The organism is Citrobacter sp. Cpo061 (genome assembly GCF_030332845.1).
Taxonomy (GTDB): domain Bacteria; phylum Pseudomonadota; class Gammaproteobacteria; order Enterobacterales; family Enterobacteriaceae; genus Citrobacter; species Citrobacter portucalensis.
Map to the genome: position 1 here is coordinate 592,330 of NZ_JAOWHB010000054.1, position 19,939 is coordinate 612,268.

The 19,939-nt window shown below is 54.1% G+C and carries 17 protein-coding genes; 4 read left to right on the forward strand and 13 right to left on the reverse strand.

The annotated features are described in order from the left end of the window. Positions 1-44 precede the first annotated feature (44 nt). Positions 45-1,298, reverse strand: a complete 1,254-nt coding sequence (gene glyA / locus OGX97_RS22980) for a serine hydroxymethyltransferase (RefSeq protein WP_079935298.1) — start codon at positions 1,296-1,298, stop codon at positions 45-47. Positions 1,299-1,624: 326 nt separating this feature from the next. Between glyA and hmpA the strand changes: the two genes are divergently transcribed. Beyond that, positions 1,625-2,815 carry an NO-inducible flavohemoprotein gene (gene hmpA / locus OGX97_RS22985; RefSeq protein WP_125363473.1) on the forward strand — a complete coding sequence of 397 codons (1,191 nt, stop codon included), beginning with the start codon at positions 1,625-1,627 and terminating at the stop codon, positions 2,813-2,815. 101 nt (positions 2,816-2,916) lie between these two features. Here hmpA and glnB read toward each other — a convergent pair whose 3' ends face one another. The 5 genes from glnB to purL form a co-directional block, all read right to left on the reverse strand. Then, positions 2,917-3,255: a nitrogen regulatory protein P-II gene (glnB, locus tag OGX97_RS22990; RefSeq protein ID WP_002914032.1), complete on the reverse strand. Its 339-nt coding sequence runs from the start codon at positions 3,253-3,255 to the stop codon at positions 2,917-2,919. A gap of 60 nt (positions 3,256-3,315) precedes the next feature. Then, positions 3,316-4,650, reverse strand: a complete 1,335-nt coding sequence (gene glrR / locus OGX97_RS22995; protein WP_304502732.1) for a two-component system response regulator GlrR — start codon at positions 4,648-4,650, stop codon at positions 3,316-3,318. Beyond that, entirely contained in the window at positions 4,650-5,393 is a 744-nt protein-coding gene (gene qseG / locus OGX97_RS23000) for a two-component system QseEF-associated lipoprotein QseG (protein ID WP_174771209.1), read from the reverse strand. The genes glrR and qseG overlap by 1 nt, the downstream gene beginning before the upstream one ends. Before the next feature lie 22 nt (positions 5,394-5,415). After that, the gene (gene qseE / locus OGX97_RS23005) at positions 5,416-6,846 is read right to left on the reverse strand and encodes a two component system sensor histidine kinase QseE/GlrK (protein ID WP_103286014.1); all 1,431 of its coding nucleotides are present in this window, start codon (positions 6,844-6,846) and stop codon (positions 5,416-5,418) included. A 649-nt stretch (positions 6,847-7,495) separates the two neighbouring features. Further along, on the reverse strand, positions 7,496-11,383 hold the full coding sequence (purL, locus tag OGX97_RS23010; protein ID WP_279850709.1) for a phosphoribosylformylglycinamidine synthase: 3,888 nt from the start codon (positions 11,381-11,383) through the stop codon (positions 7,496-7,498). 257 nt (positions 11,384-11,640) lie between these two features. Here purL and mltF point away from each other — a divergent pair, with 257 nt between their 5' ends. Next, on the forward strand, positions 11,641-13,191 hold the full coding sequence (mltF, locus tag OGX97_RS23015) for a membrane-bound lytic murein transglycosylase MltF (protein WP_008785489.1): 1,551 nt from the start codon (positions 11,641-11,643) through the stop codon (positions 13,189-13,191). A 40-nt stretch (positions 13,192-13,231) separates the two neighbouring features. On the opposite strand, the gene tadA is transcribed toward mltF, so the two are convergent. Genes tadA through murQ form a run of 4 tightly spaced genes read right to left on the reverse strand, consistent with a single transcriptional unit; the run spans position 13,232 to position 16,703 of the window. Then, positions 13,232-13,768 carry a tRNA adenosine(34) deaminase TadA gene (gene tadA / locus OGX97_RS23020; RefSeq protein WP_071845284.1) on the reverse strand — a complete coding sequence of 179 codons (537 nt, stop codon included), beginning with the start codon at positions 13,766-13,768 and terminating at the stop codon, positions 13,232-13,234. 28 nt (positions 13,769-13,796) lie between these two features. After that, positions 13,797-14,432 carry a phosphatidylglycerophosphatase C gene (yfhb, locus tag OGX97_RS23025; RefSeq protein ID WP_008785491.1) on the reverse strand — a complete coding sequence of 212 codons (636 nt, stop codon included), beginning with the start codon at positions 14,430-14,432 and terminating at the stop codon, positions 13,797-13,799. A 3-nt stretch (positions 14,433-14,435) separates the two neighbouring features. Continuing rightward, a complete protein-coding gene (locus OGX97_RS23030; protein WP_279850708.1) occupies positions 14,436-15,800 on the reverse strand; it encodes a PTS transporter subunit EIIC in 1,365 nt (454 codons plus the stop codon). A 9-nt stretch (positions 15,801-15,809) separates the two neighbouring features. After that, a complete protein-coding gene (gene murQ / locus OGX97_RS23035; RefSeq protein WP_032944255.1) occupies positions 15,810-16,703 on the reverse strand; it encodes an N-acetylmuramic acid 6-phosphate etherase in 894 nt (297 codons plus the stop codon). A gap of 117 nt (positions 16,704-16,820) precedes the next feature. On the opposite strand from murQ, the gene OGX97_RS23040 reads away from it, so the two are divergent. Beyond that, the gene (locus OGX97_RS23040) at positions 16,821-17,669 is read left to right on the forward strand and encodes a MurR/RpiR family transcriptional regulator (protein ID WP_032944256.1); all 849 of its coding nucleotides are present in this window, start codon (positions 16,821-16,823) and stop codon (positions 17,667-17,669) included. Between the two features lie 55 nt (positions 17,670-17,724). Then, positions 17,725-17,985, forward strand: coding sequence for a YfhL family 4Fe-4S dicluster ferredoxin (locus tag OGX97_RS23045; protein WP_003037590.1), 261 nt, complete (start codon positions 17,725-17,727; stop codon positions 17,983-17,985). Positions 17,986-18,091: 106 nt separating this feature from the next. On the opposite strand, the gene acpS is transcribed toward OGX97_RS23045, so the two are convergent. The 3 genes from acpS to recO are packed head-to-tail and all read right to left on the reverse strand — an operon-like array spanning position 18,092 to position 19,929. Beyond that, positions 18,092-18,472, reverse strand: a complete 381-nt coding sequence (acpS, locus tag OGX97_RS23050) for a holo-ACP synthase (RefSeq protein ID WP_003037588.1) — start codon at positions 18,470-18,472, stop codon at positions 18,092-18,094. Next, a complete protein-coding gene (gene pdxJ, locus OGX97_RS23055) occupies positions 18,472-19,203 on the reverse strand; it encodes a pyridoxine 5'-phosphate synthase (protein ID WP_048215762.1) in 732 nt (243 codons plus the stop codon). Before pdxJ ends, acpS begins: the two co-directional genes overlap by 1 nt. 15 nt (positions 19,204-19,218) lie before the next feature. Continuing rightward, entirely contained in the window at positions 19,219-19,929 is a 711-nt protein-coding gene (gene recO / locus OGX97_RS23060; protein ID WP_008785495.1) for a DNA repair protein RecO, read from the reverse strand. Positions 19,930-19,939: the final 10 nt, after the last annotated feature.

Below are 19,939 nucleotides of genomic sequence, written 5' to 3' on the forward strand. Positions count from 1 at the left end.
GGCCGGAAAAGGTGTTTACACCACCATCTGGCAATCCGTATTACTTACGCGTAAACCGGGAAACGTGCACAGATATCCAGCACTTTACCTTTGACGCGCTCGATAACAGCTTCGTCATTGATGTTGTCCAGAACGTCACACATCCAGCCAGCCAGCTCTTTCACTTCCGATTCTTTAAAGCCACGGCGAGTCACAGCCGGAGAACCGATACGGATACCGGAAGTCACAAACGGGCTCTTCGGATCGTTCGGTACGCTGTTTTTGTTAACGGTGATGTTAGCACGGCCCAGCGCGGCGTCAGCTTCTTTACCGGTCAGGTTTTTATCAACCAGATCCAGCAGGAACAGGTGGTTTTCAGTACCGCCAGAAACCACTTTGTAGCCACGGTTCAGGAACACTTCCACCATCGCTTTGGCGTTTTTGGCAACCTGCTGTTGGTAAACCTTGAACTCAGGCTCCATCGCTTCTTTCAGCGCCACAGCTTTCGCCGCGATCACGTGCATCAGCGGGCCGCCCTGCGCGCTTGGGAACACAGCAGAGTTCAGTTTTTTGTACAGCTCTTCGTCACCGCCTTTCGCCAGGATCAGGCCACCGCGTGGACCCGCCAGGGTTTTGTGGGTGGTGGTGGTCACAACGTGTGCGTGTGGAACCGGGTTCGGATAAACGCCTGCGGCAATCAGACCCGCAACGTGCGCCATATCGACGAACAGGTATGCACCGATGCTGTCGGCGATTTCACGCATTTTTGCCCAGTCAACAACGCCGGAGTAAGCAGAGAAGCCACCGATGATCATCTTCGGTTTGTGCTCTTTGGCCTGCTTCGCCATGTCTTCGTAGTCAATTTTGCCGGACTCATCAATACCGTAAGGGATGATGTTGTACAGTTTGCCGGAGAAGTTAACCGGGGAGCCGTGAGTCAGGTGGCCGCCTTGTGCCAGGTTCATACCCAGAACGGTATCGCCCGGTTGCAGCAGAGCGGTGTAAACAGCAAAGTTAGCCTGAGAGCCGGAGTGCGGTTGTACGTTAGCGTAGTCAGCGCCAAACAGCTCTTTTGCGCGATCGATAGCCAGTTGCTCAACGATATCAACGTACTCGCAACCGCCGTAGTAGCGCTTGCCCGGATAACCTTCAGCATATTTGTTGGTCAGCTGAGAACCCTGCGCCTGCATAACACGCGGGCTGGTGTAGTTTTCGGAGGCGATCAGTTCGATGTGCTCTTCCTGACGTACTTTTTCCTGCTCCATAGCCTGCCACAGTTCGGCATCATAATCGGCAATGTTCATTTCACGCTTTAACATCCGCATCTCCTGACTCAGCTAACAATAAAATTTTCGGCCTTAAAAGGCGGTCCGTAGGACAACGGCGAACAGTATAACCGAATCATTCTTCGATAACAGGTCTTGACAAAGGATTTTACGCAAACGATTACCTTCAAGATACGCAAGGCTTTGGAGAACAAAGGTCTGCTGAATTTCAACGGATTTCTTTTCAGGTTTGTGATGCAGATTTTTCACGATGTAACCTTTACAACGCAAAGTTACAAAGAACCATTTACAATGCAGGGGTATTTTTTATAAGATGCATTTGACATACATCATTAAAGTCTCAGATAAAGGAAGACCGTATGCTTGACGCACAAACCATCGCTACAGTGAAAGCCACCATTCCCCTGCTGGTTGAAACAGGCCCGAAGCTGACCGCCCATTTCTACGACCGCATGTTTACGCATAACCCAGAGCTGAAAGAAATCTTCAACATGAGTAATCAGCGTAATGGCGATCAGCGTGAAGCGCTGTTTAATGCTATTGCCGCGTATGCCAGCAATATCGAAAATCTGGCGGCACTGTTGCCGGCTGTTGAGAAAATCGCACAGAAGCATACCAGCTTCCAGATTAAACCCGAGCAGTACAACATCGTGGGTGGCCATTTACTGGCAACGCTGGACGAAATGTTCAGCCCAGGCCAGGAAGTTCTGGATGCGTGGGGCAAAGCATACGGCGTGCTGGCGAACGTTTTCATCAACCGTGAAGCGCAAATCTACAGCGAAAATGCCAATAAAAATGGCGGCTGGGAAGGTACCCGTCCTTTCCGTATCGTGGCAAAAACCCCACGCAGTGCACTTATCACCAGCTTTGAATTTGAACCTGTCGACGGTGGCGCAGTAGCTGAATATCATCCGGGGCAATATCTGGGCGTCTGGTTAAAGCCGGAAGGTTTCCCGCATCAGGAAATTCGTCAGTACTCACTGACCCGTAAACCCGATGGCAAAGGCTACCGTATTGCGGTTAAGCGTGAGGACGGTGGTCAGGTTTCAACCTGGCTGCACAACCATGCGAATGTTGGCGACGTTGTTCACCTGGCCGCACCTGCGGGCGATTTCTTTATGGACGTTGCGACCGACACCCCGGTATCTCTGATCTCCGCGGGCGTGGGACAAACCCCAATGCTGGCGATGCTGGATACGCTGGCAAAAGCGCAGCATACGGCGCAGGTTAACTGGTTCCATGCGGCAGAAAATGGTGACGTGCATGCCTTCGCTGATGAAGTCAACGAACTCGGCAAAACGCTGCCACGCTTTAGCGCACACACCTGGTATCGTGAGCCAACCGAAGCCGATCGTGCGAAAGGTGCCTTTGATAGCGTAGGTCTGATAGATTTGAACAAACTGGAAAGCGCAATCAGCGATCCGGCGATGCAGTTTTATCTGTGCGGTCCGGTTGGTTTCATGCAGTTCGCCGCGAAGCAGCTGGTCGGTCTGGGCGTGAAAAACGAGAACATTCATTACGAGTGCTTTGGCCCGCACAAAGTCTTGTAATGTGTTACGCAAGTAGGCCGGATAAGGCGTTTACGCCGCCATCCGGCAATCACTCTGCCTGATGCGCTACGCTTATCAGGCCTACAAATTAACGGCGCGGCTTAGATTGCCGCGTCGTCTTCTTCACCGGTACGAATACGAATAACGCGTGCCACGTCGAAGACAAAAATCTTACCGTCACCGATCTTGCCGGTCTGGGCAGTACGGATAATGGTGTCGACGCAGGTATCGACGATGTCGTCGGTAACCACAATTTCAATTTTTACCTTCGGCAGAAAATCCACCATATATTCCGCACCACGGTACAGCTCGGTATGGCCTTTCTGACGGCCAAAACCTTTCACTTCTGTCACAGTCATACCGGTAATGCCGACTTCTGCCAGCGCTTCGCGGACGTCGTCCAGCTTGAAGGGTTTAATAATCGCATCAATCTTTTTCATGCTATTCCTTGAAAAGGTCGCCTGTCTTTTGATCGAATAAAGCTAACATAATCCGCAGATTTATTCTTTGAAATCGTTTGCATCCAGCTCGTGCCGAGAAAGTAATTTATAGAATTCGGTGCGGTTGCGCCCCGCCATTCTTGCTGCGTGGGTCACATTGCCCTTGGTGATTTGCAGCAGCTTACGCAGGTAGTTGAGCTCAAACTGGTTACGCGCCTCAACAAAGGTCGGCAGCGCGGTGTTTTCCCCTTCCAGCGCCTGCTCCACCAGCGCGTCGCTGATCACCGGCGAAGAGGTCAACGCCACGCACTGCTCAATTACGTTGACCAGTTGACGCACGTTGCCCGGCCAACTGGCGGTCATTAACCGCTTCATGGCATCGGTTGAAAAGGCGCGTACGAACGGTTTGTGCCGTTCAGCAGACTGGCGCAGCAGATGGTTCGCCAGCAGCGGAATATCTTCCGTACGCTCGGCCAGCGCAGGGATCTTCAGGCTCACCACATTGAGGCGATAGTACAAATCCTCGCGAAATTCGCCCCGTGCCATCGCTTTGGGTAAATCGCGGTGGGTCGCAGAAACGATCCGCACATCAATGTCGATATCGCGGTTACTGCCCAACGGTCTGACTTTTCGTTCCTGCAATACGCGCAGCAGTTTCACCTGTAACGGCGCAGGCATATCGCCAATCTCATCGAGAAACAGCGTACCGCCTTCTGCGGCCTGAAACAGCCCTTCACGATTGCTCACCGCACCGGTAAAAGCACCGCGCGCATGACCAAACAGTTCTGATTCCAGCAGTTGTTCCGGCAACGCGCCGCAGTTAATGGCAATGAAAGGTTTTTGGCTGCGTGGGCTGGCGTTGTGAATAGCCTGAGCGAAAACTTCTTTCCCGGTTCCGCTTTGACCGTTGATCAAGACGCTAACGTCCGATTGCGCCACCATCCGCGCCTGTTCCAGCAGGCGTAGCATCAGCGGGCTGCGGGTAACGATAGATTCGCGCCAGCTGTCATCGGTGGCGGGCGCAGACTGTTCCAGCGCCCCGTCAATCGCGTGATATAACGCGTCCTTGTCGACTGGTTTAGTGAGGAAACTGAACACCCCTTGCTGGGTCGCCGCAACGGCGTCCGGGATGGAGCCGTGAGCGGTCAGGATAATTACCGGCATTCCAGGCTGTACTTTCTGGATTTCAGTAAACAGCTGCATGCCGTCCATTTCATCCATACGCAGATCGCTAATAACCAGATCCACTTTTTCACGGTTCAGCACCCGTAACCCTTCCTGCCCACTTTCCGCGGTCACGACACTGTAGCCTTCGCTGGTCAGTCGCATTCCAAGTAATTTCAACAGTCCCGGATCGTCATCCACCAGCAGCAGATGCGCGGGCTTACGGCTTATCATGGTGTAACCTCATCGGCAGACGGCGCTGCGCCTTCTTCGTTATCAGGCGTAGTGAGTTTATCGTTCCCGTGCGGCGCATCAGGATTGTAGTTACCGCCAGGTTTGCGCGTGGAAAGCTGACGCTCAATATCGGTCAGATTCTCCAGCTTGCGGGTCGTGAGATCGAGCTGGGACTGCAAATGCTGTTGCTGTTGGCGCAGCGTATCGAGATCGCTGTCGGACGCCTGCTGGAGCTTACTGTAGCGCATACGCTCTTCGGCAAGCTGCAACTGCAACGTTTGGCTGCTGCGCCAGACCTGATACAGCGGGCGTACCTGCGGCGGAATTTGCGGGCTTAACGCATCGAGGCGCGTAACAACCTCCCGCCTTTCAGGCGGCGTAATGTTGGCATTATCGAGCAGGATCCCACGCCTGAAAGCGCCCTGCCAGGTATCTGTCATCAGGGTGCTGGCTTCACTACGCGCCTGCACCGGCATCAGGCGATTGGCACAATCCATCGCCCGCAGCCAGTACAACGGATTGGTTTCTGTAGACTGGCCAGACAGCGACCAGATATCCGTACAGTCGGTTGCAAGGTAGTCCGCCAGTTGATTAGGCGGAATTTTCTCCTGCGAGGGATCGCCGATAATATGATTCACCGCGTTCGGGACACAACCAACCAGCGCCAGGCACGGCAGGCTTGCGAGGATGACGCGACGAAGAAAATGTCGTTTAAGCATTCGGACAACAACGTATGGCATACTCACCAGACTTAAGTTTATTTTAGTGATTTTTCGCAGCAGCTAGCGGCAGTTCTATGCGAAAACAAACGTTTTGCGCATGGTCATCAACCAGATACAGCTTGCCCCGCATACGGCGGATGCAATCTCTGGCAATGCTTAGCCCCAACCCGCTTCCTTTTACCGCCCCTTTTCGCTGATGACTCCCCTGGAAAAAAGGCTCGAAGATCATGGTCTGTTCTGCTTCTGGAATCGGTGTGCCGGTATTCATTACATCGATGTATACCGTTGAGCCATGCAAACTGCTGCGGATCCAAATGTTACCGGATTCAGCACCATAGTGCACAGCATTGGAATAAAGATTGTCCAGCACGCTCATCAACAGCATCGGTTCTGCCAGGCAGGTGTTCACCGCAAGCGCAACATCAGTATGTATCATTTTGGCGCGAGCGGGCAGGCTATGCGCAGAAACAACGCTTTCCACCAACGGCGCGATTTCCACACTTTCAAGTTCTACCTCGTCATCAGCCAGCTTGCGGTTGTAATCGAGGAGTTGTTCAATCAGCTTTTGCAGGTTACGGCTGCTGTCATCCAGAATACCGACCACCTCTTTTTGCTCCGGTGTTAACGGGCCAACCACCTGATCGGCCAACAATTCGGTACCTTCGCGCATGCTCGCCAGCGGTGTTTTCAGCTCATGGGAAAGATGGCGTAAAAACTGATGCCGTTGCGACTCAAGCCAGGAGAGGCGTTCGCTTAACCAGATGATACGCTGCCCCACAGATCTCAGCTCCCGTGGCCCGGTAAATAATACGCTATCCCCCAGCGAGCGCCCTTCTCCCAGACAGTTGATCATCCGTTCAATGCCCTTCACCGGGCCGATAATCATGCGGGTAAACAGCAAGACCATCGCCAGGCTGACGAGAAACAGCACCAGTGCCTGCCAGCCAAAAAACTGCCCGCGTTCGGCTATTTCCTGCTGTAACTGCTGCCCACGAGAAAAGACCACGGTACGCGTCGCTTGCACCATCTCGGTATTGGCATTGGCGAACGCTTCCAGCCGTGCAGCCGACACACTGTCAGGACCACTGTTTTTACACTGCAACTGCGCGAGATCGTTAAGATCCTGACGCAACGCCTGGTAGAGCTTGGTATCCGGCAACACCCCCGCATGCGCATCCAGCATGTCGCTGTAGCGTTTACGCTGGCTTTGGTAGACCCTGGCCAATGTTGGGTCATCAAGCACGCAGTATTGCCGATAGCTGCGCTCCATCTCCAGCGCGACGTTGGTCATCGCCTCGCTGCGTCTGGCATCAATCAGCGTGGTGCGGTTTGTCAGCGCAGCCTGCGCGCTCAGGGCATTCAGACTTTGCCATGCCTGCCAGGCCAGAACTAACAACGGCAGCAGGATAAGCAAGAAGGCCAACGTCACCAATTGACGTAAAGATCGGGGAAAAACTGACCAGCGCTTCAAGGCGTTACTCTCAATGGACAGGAATAGATTGATGCTAACTGAGGGGAACGCCAGATACAACAAAGCCGGGATTAACCCGGCTTTGTTGTGGAATAAGGCGGTGCCTAACTCGACGTTTCGCCCGGAGGTTGATATGAGCAATGCTAATATCAGATGTTGGACGGCAGGCACCTTGTTGTGCGTCATTCGAAGTTTATGTAGCACGTCCCGAAGGGGCTGACATAAGAAGGTGAATGAGCCACTGGTTAATATTATGCAGCATCTGTGCCAATATTCAAAACACTTTATTAACACAATGATAAGTATGAAAAATATTATTATTTTCACAAATAACAGTTCTGGCTGTTTTTTGTTCTCTCTGTCGCCAATCAGCAACACTTGCAGCACTTAAAAACAAATCACTATTAAATCAAATAATTAAACGTCTCTTTTTGACGACACCACAACCCTGTCCATGTCGGCATTTCCCGACACTTTACTTTTAGGTGCAAGCGCTGAGTTTATTGCCGGATGGCGGCGTGAACGCCTTATCCGGCCTACAACCGCATTTTCCCTGTAGGCCTGATAAGCGTAGCGTCATCAGGCGGGTTTCATCCGGCAGACAAAAAAAAGCCCCTCGCGAAGAGGGGCTTGATGACTATTGAGCGAATTAACCGAGCTGTTTACGCGCGTTGCGGAAAATACGCATCCACGGGCTATCCTCGCCCCAGTTTTCCGGGTGCCAGGAGTTGCTCACGGTACGGAACACACGTTCCGGGTGCGGCATCATAATGGTGACGCGACCATTTTCAGTGGTCACTGCAGTAATGCCGTTCGGCGAACCGTTCGGGTTAGCCGGATAGGTCTCGGTCACCTTACCGAAGTTATCAACGTAGCGCAGCGCCACCAGACCTTTACTCTCAAGCTGAGCCAGATGCGCACCGTCACGCACTTCGACACGACCTTCACCGTGAGAAACGGCTATCGGCATCATCGAACCCACCATATCAGCAAGCAGTAAGGATGGGCTTTGCGTCACTTCGACCAGACTGAAGCGGGCTTCAAAACGATCGGAGTGGTTACGTACAAAGCGCGGCCACAGGTCGCTTCCTGGGATCAGCTCACGCAGGTTAGACATCATCTGACAACCGTTACACACGCCGAGCGCCAGCGTTTGCGGGCGATGGAAGAAGGTTTCGAACTCATCACGGACGCGGTTGTTGAACAGAATCGACTTCGCCCAACCTTCACCAGCGCCAAGCACATCGCCGTAAGAGAAGCCGCCGCAGGCCACCAGTGCCTGGAAGTTACCCAGGCCGATACGTCCGCCCAGCAGGTCGCTCATGTGCACATCGATGGCGTCAAAACCCGCACGGTGGAAGGCAGCTGCCATTTCAACGTGGGAGTTCACACCCTGCTCGCGCAGTACGGCCACTTTGGGACGCGCACCGGTGGCGATGTACGGAGCGGCAACATCTTCGTTGATATCAAACGACAGTTTAACGTTGAGACCAGGGTCCGCATCGTTGGTTTTAGCATCGTGTTCCTGATCGGCGCATTCCGGGTTGTCACGCAGGCGCTGCATCTGCCAGGTGGTTTCCGCCCACCACATACGCAGGGTAGTACGGCTTTCGCTAAACACCGGCTGGCCGTTAGCGGTCAGGGTGAAGCGGTCACCTTCAACGGCTTTACCGAGGAAGTGTACGCAGTCTGCCAGGCCGTGAGTAGCCAGAATCGCTTCCACCGCCTCACGCTCAGCAGCACGAACCTGAATCACCGCACCCAGTTCTTCGTTAAACAGCGCCGCCAGACGATCTTCACCCAGAGAGTGGATATCAGCGTCAATACCGCAGTGACCGGCGAAGGCCATTTCCGCCAGCGTAACCAGCAGACCGCCGTCAGAGCGGTCATGGTAGGCCAGCAGCTTACGCGCAGCGACCAGCGCCTGAATCGCATCGTAGAAGCCTTTCAGTTGCTCAACGTTACGCACGTCGGCAGGCTTATCGCCCAGTTGACGGTAAACCTGCGCCAGCGACGTAGCGCCCAGCGCATTGTGACCAAGACCGAGGTCAATCAGCAGCAGGGCGTTGTCTTCAGTAGACAGCTGTGGGGTAATGGTGTGGCGCACATCTTCTACGCGGGCAAAGGCGGTGATCACCAGCGACAGCGGCGAGGTCATTTCACGCTGCTCGTTACCTTCCTGCCAGCGGGTTTTCATCGACATAGAGTCTTTGCCCACTGGAATGGTCAGGCCGAGCGCCGGGCATAGCTCTTCCCCAACGGCTTTTACTGCTTCGTACAGGCCAGCATCTTCACCAGGGTGACCCGCAGCCGCCATCCAGTTTGCCGACAGCTTAATACGTTTGATGTCGCCAATCTGCGTTGCCGCAATGTTGGTCAGCGCTTCACCGACCGCCAGACGCGCAGAGGCAGAGAAGTCCAATAGCGCAACCGGCGCGCGCTCGCCGATAGACATCGCTTCGCCGTAGTAGCTATCGAGGCTTGCGGTAGTGACCGCGCAGTTGGCGACCGGGATCTGCCATGGACCAACCATCTGGTCACGCGCCACCATGCCGGTAACGGTACGGTCACCGATGGTCACGAGGAACGTTTTCTCCGCGACAGTCGGCAGATGCAGCACGCGGTTAACCGCATCTGCAATCGAGATTTCACCACGATTCAGGACATCGCCTTTGGCTTTCAGCGTCTGCACATCGCGGGTCATTTTCGGTGTTTTACCCAGCAGCACATCAAGAGGCATGTCGATCGGCTGGTTGTCGAAGTGGCTGTCGCTCAAGGTCAGATGCTGTTCTTCGGTAGCTTCACCAATCACCGCATACGGCGCGCGCTCACGCTTACACAGTTCATCAAACAGCGGCAATTGATCGGCAGCAACCGCCAGCACGTAGCGTTCCTGGGATTCGTTACACCAGATTTCCAGCGGGCTCATGCCCGGCTCGTCGCTAAGAATATCGCGCAGTTGGAACTTACCGCCGCGCCCACCATCGCTTACCAGCTCCGGCATAGCGTTAGACAGTCCACCCGCGCCAACGTCATGGATAAACAGAATCGGGTTCGCATCACCCATCTGCCAGCAACGGTCGATAACTTCCTGGCAACGACGTTCCATTTCCGGGTTGTCACGCTGTACGGAAGCGAAATCAAGATCGGCATCAGACTGGCCGGAAGCCATAGAGGAAGCAGCCCCGCCGCCAAGACCGATGTTCATCGCCGGACCGCCAAGGACGATAAGCTTAGCGCCAACGACGATCTCGCCCTTCTGCACGTGATCGGCACGGATGTTACCGATCCCGCCTGCCAGCATGATCGGTTTATGGTAACCGCGCAGCTCTTCGCCGTTGTGGCTGTTGACCTTTTCTTCATAGGTACGGAAGTAGCCGGTCAGCGCCGGACGACCAAATTCGTTGTTAAACGCCGCGCCGCCCAGCGGGCCTTCGGTCATGATATCAAGCGCGGTAACAATACGGTCCGGCTTACCGAAGTCTTCTTCCCACGGCTGTTCAAAGCCAGGAATACGCAGGTTGGAAACGGAGAAACCCACCAGCCCGGCTTTCGGTTTTGCACCGCGACCTGTTGCGCCCTCGTCGCGGATTTCGCCACCGGAGCCGGTTGCAGCACCTGGCCACGGAGAGATAGCCGTCGGGTGGTTGTGAGTTTCAACCTTCATCAGGATGTGGGCTGGTTCCTGATGGAAATCGTAGCGGCCGGTTTTGTGATCGGCAAAATAGCGGCCCACTTCAGAGCCTTCCATTACCGCAGCGTTGTCTTTATAGGCAGACAGCACGTGGTCCGGCGTGGTTTCGAAGGTATTCTTGATCATCTTGAACAGCGACTTCGGCTGCTGTTTACCATCGATAATCCAGTCGGCGTTAAAAATCTTGTGGCGGCAGTGCTCAGAGTTGGCCTGCGCAAACATGTATAGTTCAATATCGTTCGGGTTACGTCCCAGTTTGGTGAACGCATCCTGCAGATAGTCAATTTCGTCTTCCGCCAGCGCCAGACCCAGACGCAGGTTAGCGTCGATCAGCGCCTGACGCCCCTCACCCAGTAGATCAACGCTGGAGACCGGCGCCGGTTGGTGATGGGCAAACAGTTTTTCGGCATCGTTCAGCGAAGAGAAAACCGTTTCCATCATGCGATCGTGCAGTTCGTCGGCCACCATCTGCCATTGCTCAGCGGTCAGCGTGGAGGCTTCTACATACCAGGCAATGCCACGTTCCAGGCGGCTAATCTGGTGCAGACCGCAGTTGTGGGCAATATCAGTCGCTTTAGAAGACCACGGGGAGATGGTGCCTGGGCGAGGCGTAACCAGCAGCAGTTTGCCTTCCGGGGCGTGGCTTTGCAGAGCAGGACCATATTTCAGCAGGCGTGCAAGCTGCGCGTGCTCATCTTCATTTAACGGTGCATTCAGATCGGCAAAATGGACGTACTCGGCGTAAATGTTGTGGACCTGGAGGTTGGCAGCCTGAAAACGTGCCAGCAGTTTGTTAATACGGAATGCAGACAGTGCAGGTGAACCACGCAGAATTTCCATCATAAGTCTCTCGTCTTCTAAGCTTTCGGTGTGCCCAAGTGGGGGAAACGGGCGTCATTATAAAGAATCTACCGCGCCGACGAAACCGTTTGCGTCGAAATAAAATCACGACCGTCACTTATCATCAAATGCGGTCAGATTTCTGAATAAGTTGCCAACTGACGCAAGTTTAAGCAAAATGCCGTTCATTAATGACGACTTCACTTCTTAATCAACACCACAGCAGACAGAGACAACGTACGGTTCAGAGAATTAACTAATTGAAAAAATTAAAGATTAATTATCTGTTCATCGGCATATTGACGCTGTTGTTGGCAGCGGCCCTTTGGCCATCTATCCCCTGGTTCGGTAAAGCCGAAAATCGTATCGCCGCCATTCAGTCGCGGGGAGAGCTACGCGTCAGTACCATTGATTCGCCATTAACTTACGCGACCCTCAATGGCAAAAAATTCGGTCTGGATTATGAACTGGCCCAGGAATTTGCCGACTACTTAGGCGTGAAGTTAAAAGTTACCGTACGCCAGAACATCAGCCAGCTTTTTGACGACCTGGATAACGGCAATGCCGACCTGTTAGCCGCAGGTCTGGTCTATAACAGCGAGCGGGTGAAAAATTACCAGCCCGGCCCGACCTATTATTCGGTTTCACAACAACTGGTGTACCGGGTTGGGCAATACCGCCCGCGCACGCTTGCCACCGTGAACGAAAACCAACTGACTATCGCCCCGGGGCACGTGGTGGTTAATGACCTCCAGCAGCTAAAAGAGAAAAAATTTCCCGATCTGAGCTGGAAAGTCGATGACAAAAAGGGCACCACCGAACTGCTTGATGATGTAATCGCCGGAAAGCTGGATTACACCATTGCCGATTCTGTTGCCATCAGCTTATATCAACGCGTGCATCCTGAGCTGGCCGTAGCACTCGACGTCTCTGACGAACAACCGGTGACATGGTTTAGTCGGCTGGACGATGACAACACGCTGTCTGCCGCCCTACTGGATTTCTTCAACACCATGAATGAAGACGGTTCTCTGGCACGGCTGGAAGAGAAATATCTCGGGCATGGCGATGATTTTGACTATGTCGATACCCGCTCCTTTTTACGCGCCGTAGACAGCGTGTTGCCGGACCTCAAGCCGCTGTTTGAGAAATATGCGCAAGAGATAGACTGGCGACTGCTGGCCGCTATCTCATATCAGGAATCACACTGGGACGCGCAGGCCACCTCTCCAACCGGCGTACGCGGGCTGATGATGTTGACTAAAAATACCGCTCAGAGTCTCGGGCTGACCGACCGTACCGATGCCGAACAGAGTATCAGCGGCGGGGCGCGATACTTGCAGGATATGATGAGTAAAGTACCGGATACCGTCCCCGAAGGAGAACGCATCTGGTTTGCCCTTGCAGCCTATAACATGGGTTATGCGCACATGCTGGATGCGCGGGCGCTGACGGTGAAAACCAAAGGCAATCCGAACAGTTGGTCCGACGTAAAACAGCGATTACCGCTTCTCAGCCAAAAACCGTATTATAACAAGTTGACCTATGGCTATGCGCGCGGCCACGAAGCTTACGCCTATGTGGAAAATATCCGTAAGTACCAAATTAGCCTGGTGGGATATCTGCAAGAGAAAGAAAAACAGGCGCTAGAAACGCAGCAACTGGCGCAGGATTACCCGACGGTGACGCCCGCAGAACTATTAGGTAAAGAGAAATTCCCGCTTTCGGCGTTTCTGTCTCAAACGTCGTCAAACTACCTGACGCACTCCCCTTCCTTGCTGTTTTCACCGCATAAAAAAGAGGAGAAGTAGTCTTGTACGCCTGATAAGCGCACTGCCGTCAGGCTGAGAGTTACTGATTAGCGGATTTTTTCAGGGCTTTGATTTCCTGCCGGCGCATGCGGAAGAAATCACTGAGCAACGTGGCACATTCATCCCGCAGTACCCCCTCTGTCACTTCAACCCGATGATTCATTCCAGGGTGATGCAGTACATCCATTAATGACCCGGCAGCGCCCGTTTTCGCATCGCGCGCGCCAAAAACGACCCGACCGATACGGCTGTGCACCATCGCGCCAGCGCACATCACGCACGGCTCCAGAGTGACATACAGCGTGGCATCTAACAGACGGTAGTTCTGCAGCACCAGGCCGCCCTGACGCAGCGCCATAATCTCAGCGTGGGCAGTCGGATCATGATGTCCAATCGGGCGGTTCCAGCCTTCGCCAATCACTCGGTTGTTATGTACCAATACCGCACCCACCGGGACTTCACGCTCATCCCAGGCGCGCTTAGCCAGCGTTAAAGCATGACGCATCCAGTATTCGTGGCTAAATTCAACATCTGACAAAGGGGTAACTCCAGTAATCAAAGCGGGCGCATTATACACGTCATACTTCAAATTGCATGTGCGTTAGCTATTCGAGTTGCTGAAGCTCTCCGCGCGGCGTGACGCGCCAGCGATGCTGGCAAAAAGAGAGCAGCGGATTGTCCTGATTACTGTCACTATAGCCACTATAAAGCTGTAGCGGCGCGCCAATGTGGCGTTCCAGTTGTGTCACTTTCTCATGGCCCAGACAGCGCAAAGTCAGTACCCAACCGCCGTATCCCCGCGCCATTTTGCTGGCAATCAGATTGACTCGCGGTAGCCATGGAGTATCAAAGTAAACCTGCTCGACCAGTGACTGCGGAGAGCCGGTAATAAGCCAGATATCAGCGTCAGAGCTTAACAGGTAGGTTGTCAGCCGCTGCTGCACGAGCGGAAACGCCGTCACGTTACGGCGAAACCAGCGCACAAAGTCGGCCTGATGCGCTTTCAGACGCGCCTCACTGCGGCCAAAAGTGCATCCCCATAACAGCAGGCTCATTGGCCAGCGGGCGGCACGTCCTTTTATCAGCAACGCCAGCGCAATCACCGGTAATAGAGGCAGCACAAGCAACGCATTCAGCGGCTGGCGACGCAGCAGATAGCGAATAAAACTACCGAACATATCCTGCTGGTGTAACGTGCCATCCAAATCAAAAAAGACAACGCGGCGCTGGTGATTGGTCAAACCTTATTCCTCTGGATCAGTGAATCCCAATAGCCAGGTAAACAGGAACCCGGCGATAACTGCTACCAGATAGCCTACCAGATAGAACATCACTTTTCCGGCAACAATCGTCAGCGCCAGCGGTAACCCGGAGATGCCAAAGGTGATGACCGTCGCCACCTTCCAGTAGCTAATCAGCGCCCCACCTACCGCGCCGCCAAGACAGGCACCGATAAACGGCTTACCCAACGGCAGCGTTACGCCAAAAATCAGCGGCTCGCCAATCCCCAGCAGTCCGACCGGTAGCGCCCCTTTGATCACTTTCTTTAGCCGCGCATTACGAGTTTTCATCAGAACCGCGATCGCAGCACCTATTTGCCCAACGCCCGCCATCGCCAGGATCGGAAAAAGCGCGTTATAACCGTGTGCCTGAACCAGCTCAACGTGGATGGGCACCAATCCCTGATGAAGTCCGGTGAGCACCAACGGCAGAAAGGTTCCTGCCAGCACGGCACCGACCAGAAAACCGCCGCGATCGATAGCCCAGGATGCGCCGTGAGCGATAGATTCAGAAATCCATCCGCCAAGCGGTTGCAGCGCGACAATAGCGATTACGCCGGTAATAATGGTGGTCAGCAGCGGGTTAAGGATAAGCTCCAGTGATTCCGGCAACAGCGTGCGGAATTTGCGTTCGATCCAGCACATCAGCGCAACCACCAACAATACCGCGATCACCCCGCCACGCCCCGGCTGCAACGCTTCGCCAAACAGGGTAATTTGCGCCAGCTGAGGGCTGGAAAGGATCCCCGCCATCACCCCGCCCATTGCTAGGGAGCCACCGAAAACTTTGGCGGTATTCACCCCGACCAGAATATTCATAATGGCAAACACGGCGCTGCCAAATATGCCCATCAACCCCAGCATATTTGGATAGTGGGTCGCAAAATCCCCCACGATATCCGGGCGCTTAAGGATGTTAATAATGCCGGTAATCAAACCGGAGGCGATAAACGCCGGAATAAGAGGGATAAAGACGTTCGCCAGCTTGCGCAGCGCATCGCTCATCGGCGCTTTGTACTTCGCTTTGGCCTCTGACTTGGTGCGCTCAATATCATTGGCACCTGCTCGCTCGCCGCCATCGGCAATCAGGGAACGCATGGCATCCACCACTTTGGCAGCTTTACCGGGGCCGACAATAATCTGGTGCTGTGCGCCCTGCTTCACGTAGCCGCTAACGCCGGGCAGTTGCCTGAGGCGGGGAATATCGATCTGCCCATCATCCTGAACTTCCACCCTGACACGGGTCATACAGTTTTCCAGACGCAGAATATTGTTCTCTCCGCCAACGCCCAGCAAGATGTCGCTGGCCAGCAACGCCGTCTTATCCATATACACCTCTTAGTGTTCTAACGCCGCGCGTAAAAAACCCTGGTGAGCGGCAAGCTTTTCGCGGGCGGCAGCGGCATCCAGGCCGGTGAGCGCCATTAAAATAGCTGGCTTAACATCATAATCCGTCTGTTTCAGCAGCGTTTCAGCTTGAGCCCGCGCAATACCGGTGGCTTCAACCACCATACGGCACGCCCGATCGACCAGTTTGACGTTAGTTGCCTGCATATCCACCATCAGGTTCTGGTACACCTTGCCAAATTTCACCATCGCGCCGGTGGAGATCATATTGAGCACCAGCTTTTGCGCGGTGCCGGATTTCAGTCGTGTTGACCCGGTCAGCGCCTCAGGCCCCACTACCGGAGAAATGGCAATATCCGCTTCATGCGCGATAGGGGAATCCGGATTGCAAGAAATAGCCGCCGTTGTACAGCCCACCGAACGCGCATATTTCAACCCGCCAATTACATACGGCGTGCGACCAGAAGCTGCCAGCCCCACCACCAGATCCTGTGCGGTAAGATTGAGCCCGCGCAGATCGTCTTCGCCTAGCTGCGGGTTATCTTCTGCGCCTTCTACTGCCTTCAGCAAAGCGCCCGGTCCCCCGGCAATCAGCCCAACCACCAGACCGTGCGGGACGCCGAAGGTCGGCGGGCATTCAGACGCGTCCAGCACCCCAAGACGCCCGCTGGTACCCGCTCCCATGTAAATAATGCGTCCACCGGCTTTTAGCGCGTCAGCTGCCGCATCGACCGCACGCGCAACTTCGGGAAGAGTTGCTTTTACTGCTTCAGCTACCAGCGTATCCTGTTGATTAAAACGATGAACCAACTCCAGAGTGGAGAGCGCATCCAGATCCATGGTCTGAGGATTGCGGGTTTCTGAAACTAACGCACCGAGATTCATTTTTTGTTCCTTAGGAATTTTTAATTCATAATAATCTGTCATAATGGAATATTATATTCACTAAGGCGAGTGATATTTTGTTTTGTAATCGCCATCGCATTTTCGCCAGGAGAAAGCATGAACTGTTTAATTCGCATTCGTCAGCGTTATCCGGATCTCGCGCAAAGCGATAAAAAACTTGCGGATTATCTTCTTGCTCAACCGGATACTGCGCGTCATCTCAGTTCACAACAGCTGGCCTTTGAAGCGGGCGTCAGCCAGTCCAGCGTGGTGAAATTCGCGCAAAAGATGGGCTTTAAAGGATTCCCGGCACTCAAACTGGCGATTAGCGAAGCATTGGCCAGCAATCCCAACCCCCATTCCATTCCGGTACATAATCAGATTCGCGGTGACGACCCGATGCGAATGGTAGGCGAGAAACTGATTAAGGAGAACGTGGCGGCGATGCATGCAACGCTGGACGTCAACAGCGAAGAGAAACTGATGGAGAGCGTCACGATGCTGCGTTCAGCCCGCCGCATTATCGTGACCGGGATTGGCGCATCGGGTCTGGTAGCGCAGAATTTTGCCTGGAAGCTGCTGAAGATTGGTTTTAACGCGGTGGTGGAACGCGATATGCACGCCCTACTGGCGACGGTGCAGGCGCTTTCGCCCAACGATCTACTGCTGGCCATTTCGTATACCGGAGAGCGTCGCGAGCTCAACCTGGCTGCGGATGAAACGTTGCGCACCGGCGCGAAAATCCTCGCCATCACCGGATTTACACCGAACGCACTGCAGCAACGGGCAAGTCATTGTCTGTACACCATTGCCGAGGAGCAGGCCACGCGCAGCGCAGCGATTTCCTCCACCCATGCGCAAATGATGCTCACTGATTTACTGTTTATGGCGCTGGTGCAGCAGGATCTGGAGCATGCCCCGGAACGTATTCGCCACAGCGAAGCACTGGTAAAAAAACTGGTCTGAGCAAAGAATGCGCGTATAATGCCCGCCCGATTTGTGATGTTTTGAGAGTTTCCTGATGGCCCTGTTAATCACTAAAAAGTGTATCAATTGCGATATGTGCGAGCCCGAATGCCCGAATGAGGCGATTTCGATGGGTGATAGCATTTACGAGATTAACAGTGACAAGTGTACGGAATGCGTAGGCCATTACGACACGCCAACCTGCCAGAAGGTGTGCCCGATCCCCAATACTATTTTGAAAGATCCGGCGCATGTCGAAACAGAAGAGCAGCTGTGGGATAAGTTTGTGCTGATGCACCACGCCGATAAACTTTAGCCGCGTCGCCATCTGGCGAAGAAGCCCCTACCCTGCCCCTGCAACAAACGCATAACCCGTAGGCCGGATAAGACACTACACGTCGCCATCCGGCATCGTCCTGAATCTAACTTTCGATAATCACCGTGGCGCAGGCGTAGTGACGCTCATCGGCCAGCGTCACATGCATGTGCGCAACGCCGAGTTTTTCCGCCAGTTTTAACGCCTCTCCCCATAATCGCAAACGCGGCTTACCAAGTTCGTCGTTAAAGACTTCAAACTGATTAAATGCCAGCCCATTGCGAATACCCGTGCCAAAGGCTTTTGCTGCCGCCTCTTTGACTGCAAAACGCTTCGCCAGAAAACGCACCGGCTGCTGATGCGTTTCCCAGATTGCCCATTCGTTGTCGCTGAGCACACGTCTTGCCAGGCGGTCGCCGGAACGGGAGATCACCGCTTCGATGCGGGCAATCTCCACGATATCCGTACCTAATCCCAGAATCGCCATTAGCCACGCGCTTCCAGCATCAGGCGCTTCATTTCTACTACGGCCTCTTTCAGGCCGCTCATCACCGCACGTCCAATAATGGCATGGCCAATGTTCAGCTCGTGCATTTCCGGGATCCGAGCGATAGCTTTAACGTTGTGATACGTCAGACCGTGACCCGCATTCACCTTCAGGCCAAGACTTGCAGCATAGGTTGCCGCTTTGGCGATACGCGCCAGTTCGCTGGCCTGTTCTGCGTCGGTTTTCGCATCGGCGTAACAGCCAGTGTGAATTTCAATAAACGGTGCGCCAACTTCCGAAGCGGCCTTAATCTGCTCTTCATCGGCATCGATAAACAGCGAAACCAGAATGCCTGCGTCCGCCAGGCGTTTGCAGGCATCGCGCATCTTGTCACGCTGACCGGCGACGTCCAGCCCACCTTCAGTGGTAACTTCCTGACGCTTTTCCGGCACCAGGCAGCAAAAATGCGGCTTAGTCTCAACGGCAATCGACAGCATCTCTTCGGTGACTGCCATTTCCAGATTCATGCGTGTATCCAGCGTCTGGCGCAAAATACGTACGTCACGGTCAGTGATATGACGACGGTCTTCACGCAGGTGTACGGTAATACCGTCCGCGCCCGCCTGTTCAACGATAAACGCTGCCTGAACCGGGTCCGGATATGCGGTACCGCGTGCATTACGTAAAGTGGCAATGTGGTCAATGTTGACGCCTAACAGTAATTCGGCCATGACAATCCTCGTTTTTTATTTTCGCTTCGGCATAAACTGCCGGAATAATTCGCGGCTCTTTAAGGGCTTACCACCAAGATACGGCTTTAACGCCATGCGGGTAAAGCGTTTCGCGGCGCGAAGCGTATCAGCATCCGGAAATTCCCGCGATTCGAGTGCTTTCAGATGGCGTCCGGTAAAGGTGGCGTTATCAATCACTACGCTTGCGATAAACCCTTTTTCTTCCCGGTAGCGATAGGTCATGGTGTCGTCTACCGGCTCGCCGCTGCCCGCACAGTGGGTAAAATCGACGCCATACCCCAGATGACCAAGTAAGGCCAGCTCAAAGCGACGCAATGCAGGTTCTGGCGAACCCGTCGCGCCAGCCAGCGCCTGAATACAGTTCAGGTAATCGAAAAAGAGTGCAGAAAAGCGGGTTTCGTATTCGAGTACGCGCGAGATAAGCTCGTTAATATACAAGCCGCTGTACAGCGTGATTCCGCTAAGGGGGAGTGCCAGAGAAACGGCTTCGGCGCTGCGCAAGGTTTTGACCTCGCCACGTCCACCAAAGCGAAGCAACAACGGGGTAAAAGGCTGGAGTGCGCCTTTAAGATTGGAGCGTTTGGAACGTGCGCCTTTAGCCACAAGGCGCACGCGACCCGACTCTTCCGTGAAGACGTCCAGCACGAGACTGGTTTCGCTCCAGGGGCGACTATGCAGGACAAAAGCGCGTTGCCATCCTTCCATATACTCGCCG